This is a genomic window from Actinoplanes sp. NPDC051405 (genome assembly GCF_055586185.1).
On record NZ_JBVJIR010000021.1, the window covers coordinates 169,315 to 188,239 of the forward strand.

General features: G+C 71.8%; 15 protein-coding genes. 9 read left to right on the plus strand and 6 right to left on the minus strand.

The genetic code is table 11. From position 1 onward, the window contains the following. Window positions 1–7: 7 nt before the first annotated feature. Window positions 8–1,717 carry a sodium:solute symporter family protein gene (locus ACZ6S4_RS36910; protein ID WP_465479349.1) on the minus strand — a complete coding sequence of 570 codons (1,710 nt, stop codon included), beginning with the start codon at window positions 1,715–1,717 and terminating at the stop codon, window positions 8–10. A gap of 113 nt (window positions 1,718–1,830) precedes the next feature. Between ACZ6S4_RS36910 and ACZ6S4_RS36915 the strand changes: the two genes are divergently transcribed. From ACZ6S4_RS36915 to ACZ6S4_RS36925, 3 genes are all read left to right on the plus strand, one after another. After that, window positions 1,831–3,708 (plus strand): Xaa-Pro dipeptidyl-peptidase, encoded by a 1,878-nt coding sequence (locus tag ACZ6S4_RS36915; RefSeq protein WP_465479350.1) that lies wholly within the window; start codon window positions 1,831–1,833, stop codon window positions 3,706–3,708. 113 nt (window positions 3,709–3,821) lie between these two features. Further along, window positions 3,822–4,478: a glycoside hydrolase family 97 N-terminal domain-containing protein gene (locus ACZ6S4_RS36920; protein WP_465479351.1), complete on the plus strand. Its 657-nt coding sequence runs from the start codon at window positions 3,822–3,824 to the stop codon at window positions 4,476–4,478. Next, the gene (locus tag ACZ6S4_RS36925) at window positions 4,433–6,481 is read left to right on the plus strand and encodes an NPCBM/NEW2 domain-containing protein (protein WP_465479368.1); all 2,049 of its coding nucleotides are present in this window, start codon (window positions 4,433–4,435) and stop codon (window positions 6,479–6,481) included. Before ACZ6S4_RS36920 ends, ACZ6S4_RS36925 begins: the two co-directional genes overlap by 46 nt. Here the strand turns inward: ACZ6S4_RS36925 and ACZ6S4_RS36930 are convergent. Beyond that, on the minus strand, window positions 6,453–7,142 hold the full coding sequence (locus tag ACZ6S4_RS36930; protein ID WP_465479352.1) for a TetR/AcrR family transcriptional regulator: 690 nt from the start codon (window positions 7,140–7,142) through the stop codon (window positions 6,453–6,455). The two genes, ACZ6S4_RS36925 and ACZ6S4_RS36930, sit on opposite strands and share 29 nt — an antisense overlap. Window positions 7,143–7,227: 85 nt before the next feature. Between ACZ6S4_RS36930 and ACZ6S4_RS36935 the strand changes: the two genes are divergently transcribed. Then, window positions 7,228–8,472: an FAD-dependent monooxygenase gene (locus ACZ6S4_RS36935; RefSeq protein ID WP_465479353.1), complete on the plus strand. Its 1,245-nt coding sequence runs from the start codon at window positions 7,228–7,230 to the stop codon at window positions 8,470–8,472. On the opposite strand, the gene ACZ6S4_RS36940 is transcribed toward ACZ6S4_RS36935, so the two are convergent. Further along, a complete protein-coding gene (locus ACZ6S4_RS36940) occupies window positions 8,441–9,097 on the minus strand; it encodes an HAD family hydrolase (protein WP_465479354.1) in 657 nt (218 codons plus the stop codon). The genes ACZ6S4_RS36935 and ACZ6S4_RS36940 overlap by 32 nt on opposite strands. After that, entirely contained in the window at window positions 9,094–9,960 is an 867-nt protein-coding gene (locus ACZ6S4_RS36945; RefSeq protein ID WP_465479355.1) for an LLM class F420-dependent oxidoreductase, read from the minus strand. The genes ACZ6S4_RS36940 and ACZ6S4_RS36945 overlap by 4 nt, the downstream gene beginning before the upstream one ends. A 397-nt stretch (window positions 9,961–10,357) precedes the next feature. On the opposite strand from ACZ6S4_RS36945, the gene ACZ6S4_RS36950 reads away from it, so the two are divergent. Then, the gene (locus tag ACZ6S4_RS36950; protein ID WP_465479356.1) at window positions 10,358–11,497 is read left to right on the plus strand and encodes a glycosyltransferase family 2 protein; all 1,140 of its coding nucleotides are present in this window, start codon (window positions 10,358–10,360) and stop codon (window positions 11,495–11,497) included. Here ACZ6S4_RS36950 and fgd read toward each other — a convergent pair. Beyond that, window positions 11,494–12,501, minus strand: a complete 1,008-nt coding sequence (gene fgd / locus ACZ6S4_RS36955) for a glucose-6-phosphate dehydrogenase (coenzyme-F420) (protein ID WP_465479357.1) — start codon at window positions 12,499–12,501, stop codon at window positions 11,494–11,496. The two genes, ACZ6S4_RS36950 and fgd, sit on opposite strands and share 4 nt — an antisense overlap. 22 nt (window positions 12,502–12,523) lie before the next feature. Beyond that, entirely contained in the window at window positions 12,524–14,377 is a 1,854-nt protein-coding gene (locus ACZ6S4_RS36960; RefSeq protein WP_465479358.1) for a sigma-70 family RNA polymerase sigma factor, read from the minus strand. Between the two features lie 233 nt (window positions 14,378–14,610). On the opposite strand from ACZ6S4_RS36960, the gene ACZ6S4_RS36965 reads away from it, so the two are divergent. The 4 genes from ACZ6S4_RS36965 to ACZ6S4_RS36980 all read left to right on the plus strand — a co-directional run bounded on the left by ACZ6S4_RS36965 (window position 14,611) and on the right by ACZ6S4_RS36980 (window position 17,762). Continuing rightward, window positions 14,611–15,027 (plus strand): ATP-binding protein, encoded by a 417-nt coding sequence (locus ACZ6S4_RS36965; protein ID WP_465479359.1) that lies wholly within the window; start codon window positions 14,611–14,613, stop codon window positions 15,025–15,027. A 169-nt stretch (window positions 15,028–15,196) separates the two neighbouring features. Continuing rightward, complete coding sequence (locus tag ACZ6S4_RS36970) at window positions 15,197–16,336, plus strand: PP2C family protein-serine/threonine phosphatase (RefSeq protein ID WP_465479360.1); 1,140 nt, start codon at window positions 15,197–15,199, stop codon at window positions 16,334–16,336. Window positions 16,337–16,413: 77 nt separating this feature from the next. Continuing rightward, window positions 16,414–16,881 carry a MarR family winged helix-turn-helix transcriptional regulator gene (locus ACZ6S4_RS36975; RefSeq protein ID WP_360553222.1) on the plus strand — a complete coding sequence of 156 codons (468 nt, stop codon included), beginning with the start codon at window positions 16,414–16,416 and terminating at the stop codon, window positions 16,879–16,881. Window positions 16,882–16,895: 14 nt separating this feature from the next. Continuing rightward, on the plus strand, window positions 16,896–17,762 hold the full coding sequence (locus ACZ6S4_RS36980) for an LLM class flavin-dependent oxidoreductase (protein WP_465479361.1): 867 nt from the start codon (window positions 16,896–16,898) through the stop codon (window positions 17,760–17,762). Window positions 17,763–18,925: the final 1,163 nt, after the last annotated feature.

Consider the following 18,925-nt stretch of genomic DNA (forward strand, 5'->3'; position numbering starts at 1 on the left):
GCGCCGGTCACCAGACGGGGATGTACAGCAGGAACGCCAGCGCGACAGCGATGCCACCGAGCAGCACGGGGTTGCGCCACCAGACCTTGTCGCCCGCGATGATCACCTCGCCGGAGGTAGACGGTCCGGCCAGGCCGTAGACCAGGCCACGCAGCTGGTTCTCGGGCTTGGACTCGGTCACCATGGTGACCGCGACGGCGGTCACCACCGCCGTGGCGAAGGCCAGGCCCGCGCCCCAGAAGCTCTCCTCCAGGTCGGAGTTGAACTTGACCACGTCCGCCAGGTACAGCAGGTACAGGGTGAGCGACGACAGCGTGCCCAGCGTCAGCGACCAGAAGCCGGCCCAGGCGGTCATCCGCTTCCAGAACATCCCGACGATGAAGGTGGCGAACAGCGGGGCGTTGAAGATCGAGAACAACGCCTGGATGTAGTTCATGATGTTGCTGAAGCCGGCCGCGATGAACGCGGTGCCGATGCCGACGACGATGCCGCCGACCGTGGCGAGCCGGCCGATCCGCAGGTAGTAGTCGTCGGAACGGTTCTTGCGGATGTAGGTCTGCCACAGGTCGTAGGTGAAGACGGTGTTGAACCCGCTGACGTTGGCGGCCATGCCGGCCATGAACGAGGCGATCAGGCCGGTCACCGCGATCCCGAGCACGCCGTTGGGCAGCAGGTCGCGCATGAGCAGCGGGATGGCGTTGTTGTAGACCAGGTCACCCTCGTCGGCGCCGAGCCCCTTGACCGTGATGATGGCGATCAGGCCGGGGATGACCGTGACCGCCGGGATCAACAGCTTCGGGAACGCGCCGATGATCGGGGTGCGCCGGGCGGCGCTCATGTCCTTGGCCGACAGGGCCCGCTGCACCTCGGCGAAGTTCGTCGTCCAGTAGCCGAACGAGAGCACGAAGCCCAGGCCGAAGACGATGCCGATCCAGTTCGCGCCCAGCGGGTTGTCCGTGCTCACCGTGCCCTGCCAGGTGTGCAGGGCGGCGTCGCCGAGCTTGCTCTCGCGGACCGAGTCGAACAGGCCGTCGATGCCGCCGACCTTGACCAGGCCCACGACGGTGATCGGGATGAGCCCGGCCAGGATGACGAAGAACTGCAGCACCTCGTTGTAGATCGCCGAGGAGAGCCCGCCGATGCCGATGTAGAGCAGCACGATGGCCGCACCGATCACGATCGACACCCAGAGCGGCCAGCCGAGCAGCGCGTCGAGCACCAGCGCCAGCGCGTACAGGTTGACGCCGGCGATCAGCACCTGGGCGATCGCGAAGGTGACCGCGTTGACCAGGTGGGTGGGCCGGTTGAAGCGCAGCCGGAGGAACTCCGGGACGCTGCGGACCTTGGAACCGTAGTAGAACGGCATCATCACGATGCCCAGGAAGACCATCGCCGGTACGGCGCCGATCCAGTAGTAGTGCAGGGTCATCAGGCCGTACTGGGCGCCGTTGGCGGCCATGCCGATGATCTCGAGCGCGCCGAGGTTGGCCGAGACGAACGCCAGGCCGGTGACCCAGGCGGGCATCGATCGGCCGGACAGGAAGAAGTCGGCGCTGGTCTTGATCGCTCTTCGGGCGGCGAAACCCACGCCCAGGACGGTCGCGAAATAGATCGCGAGGATCAGGTAGTCGAAAACGTCGAGATCGAGCCGTAGCCCCTCAGCCGCGAGCGTCTCCACGGGCACCTCCTGTGCAGTCCAGGCCGCGATACCCGTCATGAAGATCCTTCACACCTGCTTGTTTCATCCAGGTAAATCGGCGGTCCGGCTTCACCCGGCACCCCTCGTGCGATCGAATGGCATGGATGTCCATCGTTCCCGGAAGGACCGCCATGCCCGTTGCCGCACCCCGAGCTCTGCTCGTCGCACTTGTCGTGCTCGCCGGTCTGCTCAGCGTGCCCGCGCCCGCCTCGGCCGCCCCGCCCTTCGTGCGCGGCGGCGAGACAGTGCCCGTCTACGACTACGCCGACGCGATCCGCGAGAGCGTGTGGGTCCAGACCCCCACCGACGCCGACCGGGACGGCGTGCCCGACCGGGTCGCGGTCGACCTGGTCCGCCCGCGCACGGCCGCCGGCGTCAAGGTGCCGATCATCATGGACGCCTCGCCGTACTACGCCTGCTGCGGCCGCGGCAACGAGGGCGAGCTCAAGCAGTACGACGCCCAGGGCGTGATCAGCAAGGCACCGCTGTTCTACGACAACTACTTCGTGCCCCGCGGGTACGCGTTCGCCGCCGTCGACCTCAGCGGCACCAGCCGCTCGACGGGCTGCGAGGACGTCGGCGGCCCGGCCGAGGTGGCCGGGGCCCGCGCGGCGATCGACTGGCTCAACGGGCGGGCCCGGGGCTTCACCGCCGACGGCACACCGGTCTCGGCCCGCTCCTGGAGCACCGGCAAGGTCGGCATGATCGGCAAGTCCTGGGACGGCTCGGTGGCCAACGGCGTCGCCGCCACCGGGGTCCGGGGGCTGGAGACCATCGTCGGAATCTCGGCCATCTCCAGCTGGTACGACTACATGCGCTACAACGGCTCCCTGCGTTCCTCGGGCTACCCGAACTACCTGCAGTCCGTGGTCAGCGACCGGCTCACCGAGTGCGCGGCGGTGACCTCCTCGCTGGCCACCGACAGCGCCGACGACACCGGTGACTACAACGCGTTCTGGCGCGCCCGCGACTACCGCCCGGCCGCCGGCCGTGTCCGGGCAAGCGTCTTCGTGGTGCACGGCCTCAACGACCTGAACGTGACCACGCCGCAGTTCGCCGCCTGGTGGCAGGAACTGGCCGAGCAGGGCGTGCCGCGCAAGATCTGGCTGCACCGCACCGGGCACGTGGACCCGTTCGACGTACGCCGCGCGGAGTGGGTCGGCACGCTGCACCAGTGGTTCGACTACTGGCTGCAGGGCCTGCGCAACGGCGTCATGGCCCAGCCGCGGGCCACGATCGAGACCGCGCCCGGCGTCTTCACCGCGGCCCGTGACTGGCCGCTGCCCGGCACCCGCGAGGTCAGTGTGCCGCTGGGGTCGTCGGTGGCCTCGTACACCGACGCGTCGCTGACCGAGGACGTGGCCGTGGCCTCGCCGTCGGAGGAGGTGGCGGGGCGGCTCGCCGTGCTCTACGGGCCGCTGCGCGCGCCGCTGCGCATCTCCGGGTCGCCGTCCGTACGGTTGCGGATCCGCGTCGACCGCCCGACGACCCAGCTCACCGCCCGGCTGGTCGACTACGGCACCGCCACCCGGGTCGACTACGGCAGTGGTGACGGTGTGCGGACCCTGGCCACGGAGTCGTGCTGGGGAGCGTCGACGGCGGCCGACGACGCCTGCTACCGCGACGTGGCCGAGCGGGTGGTGACCTCCGACCACGAGGTGCTGACCCGCGGCTGGCTGGACGCGGCGCACCACGTGTCGCTGCGCTTCACCACGCCGCTGCGGGCGGACCGCTGGTACACCGTGGCGGTCCCGCTCAGCGCCTACGACGTGACGGTCGCGGCCGGGCACACCCTGGGCCTGGTCCTGACCCAGAGCGACCCGGAGTTCACCGAGGCACCGGACACCGGCGCCACCGTACGGGTCGACCTGGCCGCCAGCCGCCTGATCCTGCCGGTCACCGGCCGCGCCACGCTCACCCCGGCCCCGGCCGGGGCGACGGTCACCACCGCACCGGCAACCCCGGCGGAACGCCGGGCTCCGGCCGACCGCCGGCAGCTGCCGCAGTAGCCGCGCATCGGGCCCGGCGTATCCCGCCGGGCCCGATCGGCAGTAATAAATATTATTCTGGATCTCATTAACGCGCGTGAAATATGGTCATCCTTCGACGCGAAGGAGATCCGATGCGCCTACGGCGACTGTCCTCCACTGTGCTCGGTGCGGCGCTGGCCGCCACCACATTGGCCACTTCGGCGGCCGCCGCGGAGCCGCTGTCCTGGTCCGTGAGCGGCCCGGGAGCCGCGGTGAACGCGCGGCTCGCCCTCGACGAGGCCGGCCGGCTCAGTTTCGGGGTCGACCGGGCCGGCACGGCCGTGCTGTCCCCGGCACCGATCGGCATCGTCACCACCGCGGCCGACCTCAGCGCGGGGTTGACCTTCGTGTCGCGCGGCAACCGCACGGTACGCGAGCGGTACACCAAGACCACCGGCAAACAGCTCGCCCGCGACGTCACGCTCACCGAGTCGACGTTCGCCTTCACCGGCGCCGGCGGGGCCCGCCTGGACCTCGTGGTGCGGGTGTCGGCCGAGGGCGCCGCCTACCGGTACGTGCTGCCGGCCGGTGGCACGATCACCGGGGAGACGTCGTCGTTCTCGATGCCGGCCGACGCGCCCGCGTGGCTGCTGCCGTACTCCCCCAACTACGAGAACGAACGGGTGCAGACCACCGCGGCGCCGCCGCCACCGGTGACTACGGTTTCCCGTCGCTGTTCCGGGTCGGGAGCAACTACGCCCTCATCACCGAGTCCGACGTGGACGGACGCTACTCCGGCGCCCGGCTGACCCACAGCGCCGGCTCAGGCGCGTACACGATCAAGCTCGCCGACCCGCAGATCGTGGCGACCGGCCGGCTGGCCACCCCCTGGCGTACGGCGATCGTCGGCGACCTGGCCACCGTCACCGGCTCGATGCTGGTCGACGACCTGGCCCCGCCGGCGAAGCTCACCGACACCTCCTGGGTGCGGCCCGGCACCACCGCCTGGTCCTGGCTGTCGGAGCACAGCAGCCCGGGCGACCCGGCGCGGCAACGGCAGTACATCGACTTCGCCGCCCGCAACGGCTGGCCCTACGTGCTCATCGACGAGGGCTGGAGTGCCGACTGGGTGCCCGGCGTGGTCCGCTACGCCCGGGCCCGCGGGGTCGACGTGCTGCTCTGGTTCCACTGGACCGCGCTGGACACCGCGCAGGAGCGGGACACCATGCTGCCGCTGCTCAAGTCGTGGGGAGTGGCCGGGGTCAAGGTCGACTTCATGGACTCGGACAGCCAGGCCCGCTTCCGGTGGTACGACGAGATCCTGGCCGCCACCGCCGCCCACAAGCTGATGGTCAACTTCCACGGCGCCACCGTCCCGCGGGGGGTGCAGCGCACGTGGCCGCACGTCATGACGCTGGAGGGGATCCGCGGCGCCGAGCAGTTCCGGACCCGGGCCGCCACCAACACGATGTTCCCGTTCACCCGCAACGTGGTCGGCGGCATGGACTACACGCCGGTGACCTGGGTGGTGGCCGACCGGGACACCACCGACGCGCACGAGGTGGCCCTCGCGGTGGTCTACGAGTCCGGCTGGCAGCACCCGGCCGACAAGCCCGAGACGTACGAGTCGCACCCCGAGGCGCTGCGGACGCTGAGCCAGCTGCCGACCGTGTGGGACGAGACCAAGCTGCTCGCCGGGGCCCCCGGCCAGGAGGCCGTCATCGCCCGGCGGCACGACGACCGCTGGTACGTCGGCGGCATCTCCGCGGTGGCCGCCAAGACGTTCAGCACCCCGCTCGGATTCCTCGGCAGCGGGCGCTACCTGGCCGAGACACTGCGCGACGGCGACGGCGGACTGGTGCGGGAGAGCCGGATCGTGCGCCGCGGAGACACGCTCACCGTGCCGGAGCGCACCAACGGCGGATTCGTCACCGTGCTGTGCGCGTACACCGGGTCGGCGACGTGCGACCGGCCCGTACGGCGGGTGCCGGCCACCACGCTGACTGTCGACCCGGCGAGCGCGGATGTCCGTCCGGAGGGGACGCTGTCGGTGTCGGCGACGTTCACGCTGCCCGCCGGTGGGCCGATCACCGGGGTGACGCTGGCGCCCGTACCGCCGGCGGGCTGGACCGTCTCCGGCGCGGTCGTCCGCGACGCCACCATGCGCGGCGGCGACATCCTGCGCGGCACCTGGCGGCTCACCGCACCGGCCGGCGTCACCACCGGCTTCACCGACCTGCCGGTCGCGGCCGACTTCACCTTCCCCGCCGATCCGGGCTCGCCCGACGCCCCGGGAAGCCGCCGGCCGGTGCACGTCGAGCAGGCGGTCCGGGTCCTGGTGCCGCCGGCCGACCCGGCCGGCGCCCCGGCGGTCAGCGACCTGCCGTTCCTGAGCGAGAGCAACGGGTACGGGCCGGTCGAGCGCGACCGGTCCAACGGGGAGGCCGACCGCGGTGACGGCCGCCCGCTGACCATCCGCGGCACCGTGTACGCCAAGGGGCTCGGCATGCACGCCCCCGGCGAGATCACGGTCTGGCTGGGTGGCGCCTGCACCGGCTTCACCGCGGTGGCCGGCATCGACGACGAGGTGACCCAGTCCGGCTCGGTGGACTTCCAGGTGCTCGGCGACGCGCGGCCGCTGGCGTCGACCGGGATCCGGCGCAGTGCCGACCCGGCCGCCGCGCTCAGCGTCGACGTCACCGGCGTGCGGATCCTGACCCTGCGGGCGACCGACGGCGGGGACGGCCGCAACTTCGACCATGCGGACTGGGCCGACGCCCGGCTCAGCTGCGCACCGAGCGCCGGTCGATAAGGGCGGCGAGGCCGTCGAGGATGCGGTCCAGGCCGAAGGTGAACGCCTGGTTCTGGCCGCCCTCGACGGCCGTCTCCCGCATGGCCGCGACCAGCTGCGGGAAACGCGCGCCGTGCCGGGTCATGACCTCGCTCATCGCCGCGTTCATCCCGTCCTCGTCGAGCCGGGCGGCGGACTGCTGGGCCAGCATCCGGGCGTGCCCGGCCAGCACCGCGACGGCGTCCAGCCGTTCCGCCCCGGTGAGCCCGGACCCGCTGCCCAGGGCGGCCAGGGCGCACTCCATCCAGCCGAGCTCGCGCGGGCCGAGCGGACGCCGTCCGACCGTGGCGTCGACCGACCACGGGTGCCGCAGATAGGCCGCGAAGAGCCGCTCCGACCACTCGGTGAGCGCAACGCGCCAGGAGCCGGCCGGCAACTCCGGCGGCTCCCCGATCGCGCGCTCGATCATGAGTGCCACCAGCTCCGCCTTGCCCGGCAGGTAGCGGTAGAGCGACATCTTGGTCTTGCCGAGCTCGGCGGCGACGCGCTGCATGGAAACGGCGGCCAGGCCCTCCGCGTCGGCGACCGCGATCGCGACGTCCGTGATGCTCTCCAGGGTCAGCGCCGGCTTGGGCCCGCGCGTGGGCTGGGCCCGCCCGTCCCACAGGAACTCCACTGACATCGGACAACCCTCTTGCGCTCCGGCGACAACTGTCTCTACCGTACACAGAAATAACTGATACCTACGGACACAGTTTGGAGCCACCATGATCGGCACAGTCCTGATCTCGGGCGCGAGCATCGCCGGGCCCGCCCTGGCCTACTGGCTGGGCCGCCACGGTTTCCGGCCGACGATCGTCGAGATCGCCCCGGCCCTGCGCACAGGCGGCAACGCCGTCGACTTCCGCGGTCCGGTCCACCTGGGCCTGCTGGAACGCATGGGCGTGCTGGACGCCCTGCGCGAGGTGCAGACCGGGGGCACCGCGATGCGCTTCGTGGACGCGGACGGGCGGCGGACCATGGAGATGCCCGCCGACTTCGCCGGTGGCGACATCGAGATCCTGCGCGGCGACCTGTCCCGGATCTTCTGCGCGGCCGCCGGCGAGCACACCGAGTACCTCTTCGGCGACAGCATCGCGGCCCTCGACGAGACCCCGGGCGGCGTCGACGTCACCTTCGCCTCCGGCCGGCAGCGCACCTTCGACCTGGTCATCGGGGCCGACGGGGTGCACTCCAACGTCCGCCGGCTGACCTTCGGCCCGGAACGGCAGTACGTCAGCCACCTCGGCTACTACGTCGCCGGCTGGCCGATGCCGAACCACCTCGGCCTGGGCCGCGACACCCTCGGCCACAACACCCCCGGACGGCTGGCCTCGATCGGCGGCGACCACCGGGACCCGGCGCAGGCCGGCGCGTTCGTCGTCTTCGCGTCGCCCGAGCTTAGCTACGACCGGTACGACCTCGACGCGCAGAAGCAGCTGGTGTGCGAGCGCTTCGCGGACCTCGGCTGGGAGGTGCCGCGCATGCTGGCCGCCCTGGACACCGCCGACGACCTCTACTTCGACCAGATCTGCCGGGTGGACATCGAGCCCTGGTCGCGGGGACGGATCGCCCTGGTCGGCGACGCCGCGTGCGGGGCCACCATCGGCGGCATGGGCAACGGTACGGCGCTGGTGGCGGCGTACACGCTGGCCGGCGAACTGGCCGCGGCGGACGGCGACCACACCGTGGCGTTCCCGCGCTACCAGGCCCGGATCAGCCGCTTCGCCAAGCGCGCGCAGAAGGGCGGTGCGGGCGCGGGCCGGTTCCTGGCCCCGAAGACGGCGCACGGCCTGGCGATCCGCAACTGGCTGCACAATCGGGCGTGGTTCATGACGATGACGTACAAGATCGCCGGCGACCGCAGCAGCGGCATCGACCTGCCCACCTACCCCGAAGCGGGGTCCCGGGCCGGCCGCACGGGCCGGCCCGGAGAACCGCTCAGCGGAGCTTCTCGACCGCCTCGACCGTGAGCTCGTCCAGACCGTCGATGACCAGGCTCGCCAGCGCCAGCGCGTCGGCCGCGGGCGGATAGACCCCGTGCGGCACCGCGATGACCGCGAGCCCCGCCGCGGCCGCCGATCGCAGGCCGTTGCTGGAGTCCTCGACCGCCGCGCAGACCTCCGGGGTCAGACCCAGCTGCTCGACCGCGGCCAGGTAGACGTCCGGCGCCGGCTTGCCGCGGGGCACCTCCTCGGTGGACAGCGTCACCCGGAACGTGCCGGCCAGCCCGGCCGTCTCGAGGACCTGGTCGATGAGGATCCGGGCGGACGAACTGGCCAGGGCCACGGGAAAGCGTTCCGCGAGCCGCCGGACCGCGTCGACCGAGCCGGGGATCAGCGGCAGCGCCGACCTGTACCGCTCGGCCATCCGGGCGAGCACGTCCGCGGCGACCTGCTCCGGGGTGCGGGGCACGCCCACCTCGGCGCTCAGGTGCGTGGACCACTCGCCGGTGCTCATCCCCATCATCCGGGTCTGGGTGTCGGCGAGGAACTCGCGCCCGTGCTCGGCGACGTAGCCGCGGCGCACCTCCTCCCAGACCTCCTCGGTGTCGATGATGACGCCGTCGAGGTCGAAGACCACCGCCTGCACCGTCACAGCGCCTCGATCGCGGGCATGACCTCGGAGCGCAGCGTCTCGATCTTGCGCAGATCGGAGACGCCGGCGATCATGCCGTGCCCGACCGTGAAACCGAGGCCGGCGTAGCGGGTCAGGTCGGCGATCACCTCCGCGACGCGCTCGCCCTTCTCCCCCGGGTCGAGGTTGAGCAACACCGTCTTCTCGATGGTGTCGTAGTCGCGGCCCTCGTTGGCGCAGTGCTGCCGCAGCACGTCGAGCTTGTGCTCGACCTCCGGAACGCCGAAGAGGTTGCACGAGTCGGCGTACTTGGCGACGAAGCGCAGCGTCTTCTTCTCGCCGCTCCCACCGATCAGGATCGGCGGGTGCGGCTTCGACAGCGGGAGCGGGGAGTTGAGCAGGCGGCCGAGCTGGTAGTGCTTGCCCTCGTACGGCGCCTCGTCACCGTGGAACATCCGCAGGCAGATCTGCAGGGCCTCCTCGAGGCGCTCGAAGCGTTCCGCGGTGGGCGGGAAGAACAGGCCCAGGCCTCGGGACTCCTCCTCGTTCCAGGCGGCGCCGATGCCGAGCATGGCCCGGCCGCCGGAGAGCACGTCGAGGGTGGTGACAGCCTTGGCCAGCAGGCCGGGGTCGCGGTAGACGACGCCGGTCACCAGGGTGAGCAGCTTGGCCCGGCGGGTGTGCGCGGCCAGGAAGCCGAGCGCGGTGTACGCCTCCAGCATCTCGTGCTCGGGAGTGCCGAAGATCTGCCACAGGTGGTCCATGACGCTGATCCGGTCGAAGCCGGCCTCGTCGGCCGCGGTGGCCACGTCGGCCAGCACCGGCCCCAGCCTCGCCGCGCCGTCGGGCCAGGTGAAATCGGCGATGTGCAGACCCAGTTTCACTGAGAATTTCCTCTCCACGCTCGGGTGGCCGGCCGGCCCTGGAGACGGCGGCCCCACCCGAACCCTATCCCGCACATCCATCACCGTACGGATTCCTCCGCGCCCGGAATGCCGTTTATGGGGGTGTCGAAATCCCACCTTTCGTCACGCAGCGCAGTGGGCGATCTGTCACGGTTCTCCGTTGCTTAACCGGTAAAGGGGCACCGGAGCTGCATATTCGTGACTGTCCGCGGCCGGCCCCACCGTCACCCCCGCGACCAGTTGACGCACCGTAATCGATTGGTAAGTTGTTGCCCGGTCCCCCCGATGACCTCCGTACCGCACCCGCCGAGGAGCCACCGCCATGCCTCCCGCGCCGCGACAGCCGGCGAACCACGCCTCGTGGTCGTCGCCAACCGTGACCGTCGTGATCCCCGCCCTCAACGAAGAGCACAACCTGCCGCTGATCCTGGAGAACCTGCCGCCGGTGGACGAGGTCGTCGTCGTCGACGGCCGGTCCCGCGACGACACCGTGGCGGTCGCCCGCGAGGTGCGCCCCGACGTGGTCGTGGTCCGCCAGACCCGCTCGGGCAAGGGCAACGCGCTGGTCTGCGGGTTCGCCGCGAGCACCGGCGACATCGTGGTCACGCTCAACGCGGACGGCTCGGCCGACCCGCAGGAGATCCCCCGCTTCGTGGACGCCCTGTTGTCGGGCGCCGAGGCGGCCCACGGCTCGCGGCTGCGCCCGGGCGGCGACCACCGCGACGCCGGCGCCGCCGAACGTTTCGGGCACGCGGTGCTGTGCCGGGTCGTCAACCTCTTCTTCGGCACCCGCTTCACCGACCTCAGCTGCGCCTACAACGCCTACTGGCGCGAGCTGCTGCCGGCGCTGGAGCTGCCGGCCCCGGACGCGCGCGGGCCCAAGCGCGGCCGGTTGGCCTGGGGTGAGGGGCCGGAGATCGACACCCTGACCACGCTGCGGATGGCGACCCAGGGCCTGCGGGTGGTGGAGGTCGCCACGGTCGGCTATCCCCGCATCCACGGCGACGACCGGCCCCGCCGCGTCCTGCCGGCGGCGCTGCGCGCACTGCGGACCGCGTGGAGCGAGTACGTCCGCCGGTGGCGGATCGGCCGCCGCCCGGCCCCGCAGCGTTACGACGCCTCCCGGGCGACGCGCTTCGAGGCACCCCGCTTCGAGACACCTCGGGAGGCGCGGTTCGGGACACCTCGGGAGTCCCGCTTCGAGACATCCGCGGGGTCCCGCTACGAATTGCCGGCGGCCCGGCAGAGCCCCTACGCGGACGAGCCGACCGGGCGGCACGCAGCCCGGCACTCGGTGCCCCCGCCCGGCCGGGACCGCGACATCCAGGAACGTGACATCCGGAACCGTGACAGCCGGGAGGGCCGGGGACGCGACGGCCGGCGGTCAGTGCGGCGGCGCGGCGGCGAGCCCGGCCGCCCGGACCTCACCGTGATCCAGGGCGAGGGCCGGGACGAGCGCTGGGACGGCCCGGCGCACCTGCGGGCGGTGCCGGGCGAGAACTACCGCGGGTATTAGCCCTGGGCGACGCGGTCGCGCAGGCGGGGCAGGATCTGCTCGCCGTACACCCGCAGGAAGCGGTCCTGGTCCGGGCCCGGCGCGTGGAAGACCAGGTGCTTGAAACCCATGTCGAGATACTCGGCGACCTTCGCCGCGTGCTCGTCCGGCTCCGACGAGACGATCCAGCGGGTGACCGTACGGTCCACCGACAGCGCGTCGGCCCGTCGCTGCATCTCGATCGGGTCCTCCACGCCGGTCTTCTCCTCCGGCGACAGCGCCAGCGCACCCCAGTAGGCGGTGTCGTTGCGGGCCTGCTCGAGATCGGGGTCGAAGGAGACCTTGACCTCGATCATCAGGTCGACGTCGTCGAGTGACCTGCTCGCCTTCTCGGCGCCCTCGCGGACGGCCGGCAGCAGCGTGTCGGTGTAGAGCTCGCTGCCCTTGCCGCTGGTGGTGATGAACCCGTCGGCGATGCGCCCGGCGAGCCGGGTCGCGGCCGGGCCGGAGGCGCCGATGTAGATCGGCACCGGCTGCTCCGGCTTGTCGTAGATGGTGGCCAGCTCGGTGCGGTAGAAGGTGCCCTCGAAGGTCACCCGGTCCTCGGTCCAGAGCCGGCGGATCAGGGTGACCGCCTCCTTGAGGCGGGCGAAGCGCTCCTTGCCGTCCGGCCACTGCAGGCCGAGCGGCACCTCGTTGAGCGACTCCCCCGAGCCCACGCCGAGGATGACCCGGCCGGGCGCCAGGCAGCCGAGGGTGGCGAACGCCTGGGCGACCACCGCCGGGTGGTAGCGGAACGTCGGGGTGAGCACGCTGGTGCCGAGCAGGACCCGCTCGGTGCTGGTGGCCAGCGCGCCGAGCCAGGGCAGCGCGGCGGGGGCGTGCCCGCCGTCGTGCCGCCACGGCTGCAGGTGGTCGCTGACGAACACCGAGTCGAAACCCTGCTGCTCGGCCTGGATGCCGTAGCGGAGCAGCTCGCGCGGGGCGAACTGCTCCGCCGATGCCTTGTAGCCGAACCGAATCATGATCCGACCCTATCCCGCGGTGCTACCCGGCGGCCTTGTACGCCTTGCCCGCCTCGGTCGGGGTGGAGGCGTCCTTGTAGAGACCGAAGTCGACGCTGTCACCCACCGCGGGCAGCCCGAACCAGGCGTACCGCTCGACGAAGGAACGCTTCTCCATGCCGGTCGTGGTGCCCTTGATGAAGGCCGCCTCCTGGGCGCCCGTCGGGTACTTCGGGGAGCCGGTGAAGTTCATCAGGCCGTACTCGGTGACCCAGATCGGCAGGTCGTAGCGGGCGTGCACGGCGTCGACGTAGCCGAGGAACTGCCCGACCGCGGCGTCGCTGAAGTCCGAGCCGTACCAGTGCACAGTGATGAAGTCGACGCGGAGATTTTTTTCCTTCGCGCCCTTCATGAACCGGTCCAGCCAGCCGCCGGCGGTGTCCCCGCCGTAGGCGACGGCCGGGCTGCCCAGCCGCAGGCCGGTCTCCTGCAGCTTGGGCCAGGCGGTGAGGGCGTCCTCGACGCTCATGTTCGCCTGCCCGCCCATGTCCGGCTCGTTGAAGCCGAGGAGCACGTCACCCTCGCGCTTCGCCTTGGCCAGGGTCGCGGCCGTCACGTTGGCCTTGCCCCAGATCATCGGCACGAACTCGACGTCGGCCGGCCCCGGCATGGAGTCGTTGTCGGGTGACCAGTTGTAGTACCAGCCCGCGCCGACGTCGTCGAGCGCACCCTTGATGCCGTCGAACTGCCAGGTGCCGACGCCTTTCTTGGCCGAGGTGGCGGTGGCCGGCACCGGCGCGACGGGCGCCTTGGTCTTCTTCTTCGTCGGCGATGGCTTGGCCGACGGCGACACCGAGGTGGCGCTGGGCGTGGGCGCGGCCGGCAGGGACAGCCGCGGCGTGGGCGCGGCGGTGGAGATCACGGCCGCGTTGGCGACCGGCTTGTCGGCGTTGGAGTACACGACCACGGCCGCACCGCCACCGGCCACCGTGCCGGTCGCCAGCATCGCGGTGAGCACCCGCCGGCCGACGCCGACGCTGCCCTTCACGGCGATCTTGGCGGCCAGCGCCTTGCCCGAGACCACGTGGGCGACGTGCGAACCGGCCTGCGCGCCACCGAAGGCGGACAGGGCACCGCCACTGAGCGTGTGCGGCAGCGGCACCAGGGCCATGCCGACCAGCAGCCGTTCCGCCGCCACCAGGCCCGACCAGGCCGGTGAGCACTGCCGGCAGTCACGGGTGTGACGGGCGATGCGCTTGCGCCACAGAGCGCCGGGCCGGCCGTCCCACTCGGCGGTGACCAGCGCCAGGTCCGCGCACGGCGGATTGGCGGCCAGCGCGCGCACGACCACCCGGGCCGTCTCCAGCTGGCCCTTCATCCGCTGGATCCGTACCGCGGCGTGCTGGCGGGTCACCTCGGTCGCGGCGACGATCTCGTCCCGGGTCAGCTCGCCGGAGGCCTCCAGCCACCACAGCGAGAGCAGCTCCCGGTTGTCATCGTCGAGCCAGCGGGTGGCCTCGGCGGTCTCCCGGCGCTGCCCGGCCAGCTCCAGCCGGGTGATCGCCAGGTCGGTGAAATCGGCTCCCGGGTCGCGGACGTCGTCGGGCAACAGGGTGTCCGGCGCCGACCGGCGCACCCGGTAGCGCTCCCGCACCTGACGCACGGTGATGGCCACCAGCCAGGACCGGAACGCCTCGGGTTCGCGCAGGTCACCGAGGTTGCGCAGGACGCGCAGCATGGTGTCCTGCACGACGTCGTCGACGTCGGCGTGCCCGTCCAGGGCCCGGCCGACGATCGTGTAGACCAGCGGCAGGTACCCGGCGACCAGGCGGTCGACCGCGGCCGGGTCGCCGGCGCGGGCGGCGACCACCGTCGCGGTGTCCGGTTGAAACGCCATCAGAGTCCTGACCTCTTCCCGTGGAGCCTCGATCATTGCGCGCGGCGGCCGTTTCGCCGACCACGGGAAGGGAGACCGCCCGAACGGCCTGCGATAACAAGAACTTCGGACGGCCGGTTCCGGACCGGCGGGAAGCCGGATCGCGCGTACCGGGATTAGCCGGGCCGTCCGGCGGGAACATCACTGTCAGCGGACCGGGCAGGTGCCGGGTCGACAACGGGGGGAGGAGTCGCATGCGTATCTCGGTACGGCTCAACCTGCCGCGTGAGGTCGACAGCGTTCCCGCGGTGCGCCGGCTGCTGCGGTGTGCCCTGTCGGCGTTCCACGTCGACCGTCAGGACGGCGACGATCTGGAGCTGGCCCTGACCGAGGCGTGCGCCAACGTGGTCAAGCACGCCACCGGCGCGGACGGCATCGAGGTCTGCCTGGACGTGGCCGAGGACCGCTGCGCGATCGACGTCGCCGACAACGGCGCCGGCTTCGACGCGAGCGCGGTCGATGACCCCGGTCCGAACAGCGAGCGCGGCCGGGGCCTGTTCCTGATCAAGGCACTCAGCGACAACGTCCGGATGCAGTCGACCCCGCGCAGCGGCAGCCTCATCCACTTCGAGAAGTCCTTCGCACTGGCCGGGGGTGCGGGCGCGCACTGAGCGACCCGCCGTACCGCCGTACCCCTGATCCGCCGTACCCCTGATCTGTCGGGCCCGCTGCCCGCTGCCCGCCGCCGGGCCGCTTCGCCGTGCCCCTATCATCCTTGCCGTACAGCAAATATTGCTGTCCGGTCGCTGTCCCGCGCCCCGAGGAGAAAGAGGTCAGCCCTTGTCCGACCGTCCGACGCTCGTCGGAGCGCTGCTGCGCGCGGCGCCGCCCGACCGGCTGCCCGAGGTCGTGGCGGACCACCTGCGCCGGCACTACGCGGCCGGCCGGGTCGAGGTGCTGCTCGGCGACCTGACCCTGACCGGCCTGTGGCCGCTGCTCGAGCCCGGTGGACCGCCCGGCAACGCCCTGGCCGTGCGCTGTTTCGGCAGCCAGCGTCCGCTGGTCGACATCGCCGCGGACGCCAACCGCGCCTACCTGCCGCTGACCGTCTGGGGCGAACGCCTCGGCGTGCTCGTCGTGCAGACCACCCTGCCCTCGGGCACCGGTCTGACCGGCGACCTGTCGGCGGTCGCCGACGAGCTCGCCGTCGCCCTGCGGGCCGCCGACGCGGTCACCGACCGCTACCGCCGGGTGATCCGCCGGGAACGCCTGACCATGGCGGCCGAGCTGCAATGGGAGCTGCTGCCGGGCCGCTCGCTGGGCGACGAACGCTTTCTGGTCGCCGGGCAGCTGGAGCCCGCGTACGCCGTCTTCGGCGACCACTTCGACTGGACGCTGGCCGGCGACCGGCTCACCATCACTGTGCTCAACGGCGCCGGCGACGGCCTCGACGCCGCGGTGCTCACCACCGTCGCGGTCAACGCCATGCGCAACGCCCGCCGCTCCGGCGCCGACATCGTCGAACAGGCCGAACTGGCCGGCGACGCCATCCACGCCCGGTACGGCGGCGCCGCTCACGCCGCCACCCTGCTGCTGGAGATCGACCTCATCGGCGGGCACGTGGCCGCGGTGGACGCGGGCTCACCCCGCGCGGTCATCGCCCGCGAGCGGGACATCCAGCCGGTGATCCTGGAGCAGCAGCTGCCGCTGGGCATGTTCGGCGAGACCCGGTACGAGATCCAGCGGTTCCGGCTCGAACCGGCCGACCGGCTGCTCGTGGTCAGCGACGGGGTGCACGCCGCCACGCCGGGCGGACGGGCCCCGTACGGGGAAAGCGCCCTGCTGACCGCGCTGCGCCGGACGCGCCTGCAGCCCGCCACCGAGGCAGTGGGTACGGTTATGCGGGGCCTGCGCGAATATCACGCGGGCGCCGATCCGGACGACGACGCGGTCACCGTCTGCCTCGACTGGCGGCGATGACCGACGTGGTCCAGGCTGGGAGAGGCCATGACCTGGTAGGCCGAAATGCCCCGACTTTGAGCACACAGAGGACCGGCATGGATCGCGTCACGGACGTCGCAGCGGCGATGGAGTCGACGGTGGAGTCTCTGCTGGGGGTCCTGGAGAGCGCCCGGCTCGCGCAGTCGCCGGCCGTACCCCCGGCGCAGCTGCGCGTACTCACGATCATCTCGCGCGGCCCGCACACGAACATGAGCCGCCTCGCCGAGGCGCTCGACGTGGTGCCGTCCTCGGCGAGCCGGCTGTGCGACCGGCTGGAGGCCACCGGTCTGCTGCGCCGGGTGCCGGATCCCCGCGACCGCCGCGAGGTCCGGCTGCTGCTCACCCCGACCGCCCAGCGCCTGCTGGAGGACCTGCGCGAACGCCGCCGGTCCGCCCTGGCCGAGGTGCTCGAACGGATGAGCCCGACCAGCCGGCAGGAGCTGGTCCGGGCGATGGCGGCGTTCGACGCGGCGGCCGGCCCGGCCACGGCCACGGGCGACGAGGACGGCCTGCGCTCGGCGTGAGGTAGCGTCCTCGCGTGCGTATCGGCATCGTGATCCTTCCCGACGAACGCTGGTCCGTGGCCGGCCGGCGCTGGCGCCTGGCCGAGGAGTACGGCTTCGACCACGCCTGGACCTACGACCATCTGGGCTGGCGCGACCTCGTCGACGGCCCCTGGTTCGACGCAGTGCCGACCCTGACGGCGGCGGCCATGGTGACCCGCCGGATCCGCCTCGGCACCTTCGTGGCCTCGCCCAACTTCCGCCACCCGGTGCACTTCACCCGCGAGATCACCGCCCTGGACGACATCTCCCAGGGCCGGCTGCTGCTCGGCGTGGGCGCGGGCGGCACCGGCTTCGACTCGGCGGTGCTGGGCGCGGCCGAGCTGACCCCGAAGGAACGGGTGGACCGCTTCGCCGAGTTCCTCGAGCTGCTCACCCGGCTGCTGGAGAACGACAAGGCCGACTTCACGGGTACGTACTACAGCGCGGTGGACGCCCGCAGCATCCCCGGCCCGGTCCAGCAGCCCCGCCCACCGCTCGTGGTGGCGGCGAACGGCCCCCGCGCCCTGCGCCTGGCGGCCCGCTACGGCGACGGCTGGGTGACCACCGGAGCGCAGGCGGTGGACGACGAGGCGGCATGGTGGCGGTCGGTGGCGGAGGTCAGCGCCAGGTTCACCGAGGCGGCAGGCGACCGTACGGTGGACAGGTATCTCAACCTCGACTCGTCGCCGGTGCTGTCGCTGAGCAGCGTCGAAGCGTTCACGGACGCGGTGGGGCGGGCGGCGGAGCTGGGCTTCACCGATGTGTTGACGCACTGGCCCCGCAAGTCGAGCTGGTACGCGGGCGACGAACGCATCCTGGAAGCGGTGGCGCCGATGCTGCCGAAACTCCGTACCGCCTGAACCGGACTCACCGCAATCTTTCCGGTCCCGGCTATCCCGGGGCGGCTATTCGCCTTACTGTCACCAGTCGCGTACGCAATGCCACCGTTAGAGATCACCTGCCGGGCGACCATTGGCGTGGCGCCTATGCCTTTAAGGCCAGTACTCGTGGGCCGGCACGCACTTACCTTTAGCGGTGGCGAGACCGGCGCCGCCCTTGCCCTGGGGCAAACGTGCGGTCCGGCGGCAGACGTTTCGCCACGAGCGCGTCGATAGCCCGCAGAGCGGTTTGGCGGCAGTCGGACGACAGCGGGCAGTTTCGGGCGAGCCTCAGTCACCGCCGTTGCCGGAGACCTGGGCGACCGGTTACCGGACCGGCAGCGGGATGGTCGGTGGATCGGGCGGCATCGCTGCGGCGGCGGCCGCAAGGGGCATTACTCGTGGCGGTGGGCCGGGATCCACCGGCATCGGGTGAACGCCGTTTCCTCGCGGACGGGCCATTCCGGTTGTGGGAGCTGCCGGTGATCGGCGACGGCTGAGAGGCCATTGACCGGCGCCTTTGCTGGTGCGGCCGGGCTATCCAGCGGGCCGGGCCGGGTTTTTCCTCCGGTCCGCGGACCGGAGTTCGCATCAGGCCGCGGGCCGGGCTTTCCACCGGTCCGCCCGGCCACAGCTTCCCACCGGGCCACCGGCCGGGCCTTCCACCGAGCCACCAGCCCGGTGTGTCCCACCAGGCCGCCGGCCAAGACATCCACCGGTCACCGGCTGGACTCCACACCGGTCCACCGGCCGGGCTCCCCGACCAGGCCGCCGCCGGGCTCAACACCGGGCCGCCAGCCCGCTTTCCACCACGCCCCAGCCTGGTTGCCATCACGCCGCAGCCTGGTTGTCATCAGGCCGCCCGCCCCTGCTACCGGCCGCGCTTTGTGGTGCGGTCCTGGTCGGCCATGGCGTATCGCTGACCGCATCCGGGCGAAAGGGCCTTCACCCAGTCACCTCCTGGGCGCGGACGGAGGGACAGGGCCGCGCATGGCCGTACCTGAGCATGCGCCGGGGGGGGGGGGGGGGGGGGGGGGGGGGGGGGGGGAAAAAAAAAAAAAAAAAAAACAAAAAAAAAAAAAAAACAACACCAAGCACAAGAAACACCAAAGGGCCCCAAGAAAAATGGAGGAGGGGGGGAAGAG

Bases quoted from the DNA above. Each gene is read 5' to 3' on its own strand.
- ACZ6S4_RS36920 (WP_465479351.1), top strand. From the start codon at position 3,822: ATGCGCCTACGGCGACTGTCCTCCACTGTGCTCGGTGCGGCGCTGGCC.
- ACZ6S4_RS36935 (WP_465479353.1), top strand. From the start codon at position 7,228: ATGATCGGCACAGTCCTGATCTCGGGCGCGAGCATCGCCGGGCCCGCC.
- fgd (WP_465479357.1), bottom strand. From the start codon at position 12,501: ATGATTCGGTTCGGCTACAAGGCATCGGCGGAGCAGTTCGCCCCGCGC.
- ACZ6S4_RS36915 (WP_465479350.1), top strand. From the start codon at position 1,831: ATGCCCGTTGCCGCACCCCGAGCTCTGCTCGTCGCACTTGTCGTGCTC.
- ACZ6S4_RS36960 (WP_465479358.1), bottom strand. From the start codon at position 14,377: ATGGCGTTTCAACCGGACACCGCGACGGTGGTCGCCGCCCGCGCCGGC.
- ACZ6S4_RS36975 (WP_360553222.1), top strand. From the start codon at position 16,414: ATGGATCGCGTCACGGACGTCGCAGCGGCGATGGAGTCGACGGTGGAG.
- ACZ6S4_RS36910 (WP_465479349.1), bottom strand. From the start codon at position 1,717: ATGACGGGTATCGCGGCCTGGACTGCACAGGAGGTGCCCGTGGAGACG.
- ACZ6S4_RS36930 (WP_465479352.1), bottom strand. From the start codon at position 7,142: ATGTCAGTGGAGTTCCTGTGGGACGGGCGGGCCCAGCCCACGCGCGGG.
- ACZ6S4_RS36965 (WP_465479359.1), top strand. From the start codon at position 14,611: ATGCGTATCTCGGTACGGCTCAACCTGCCGCGTGAGGTCGACAGCGTT.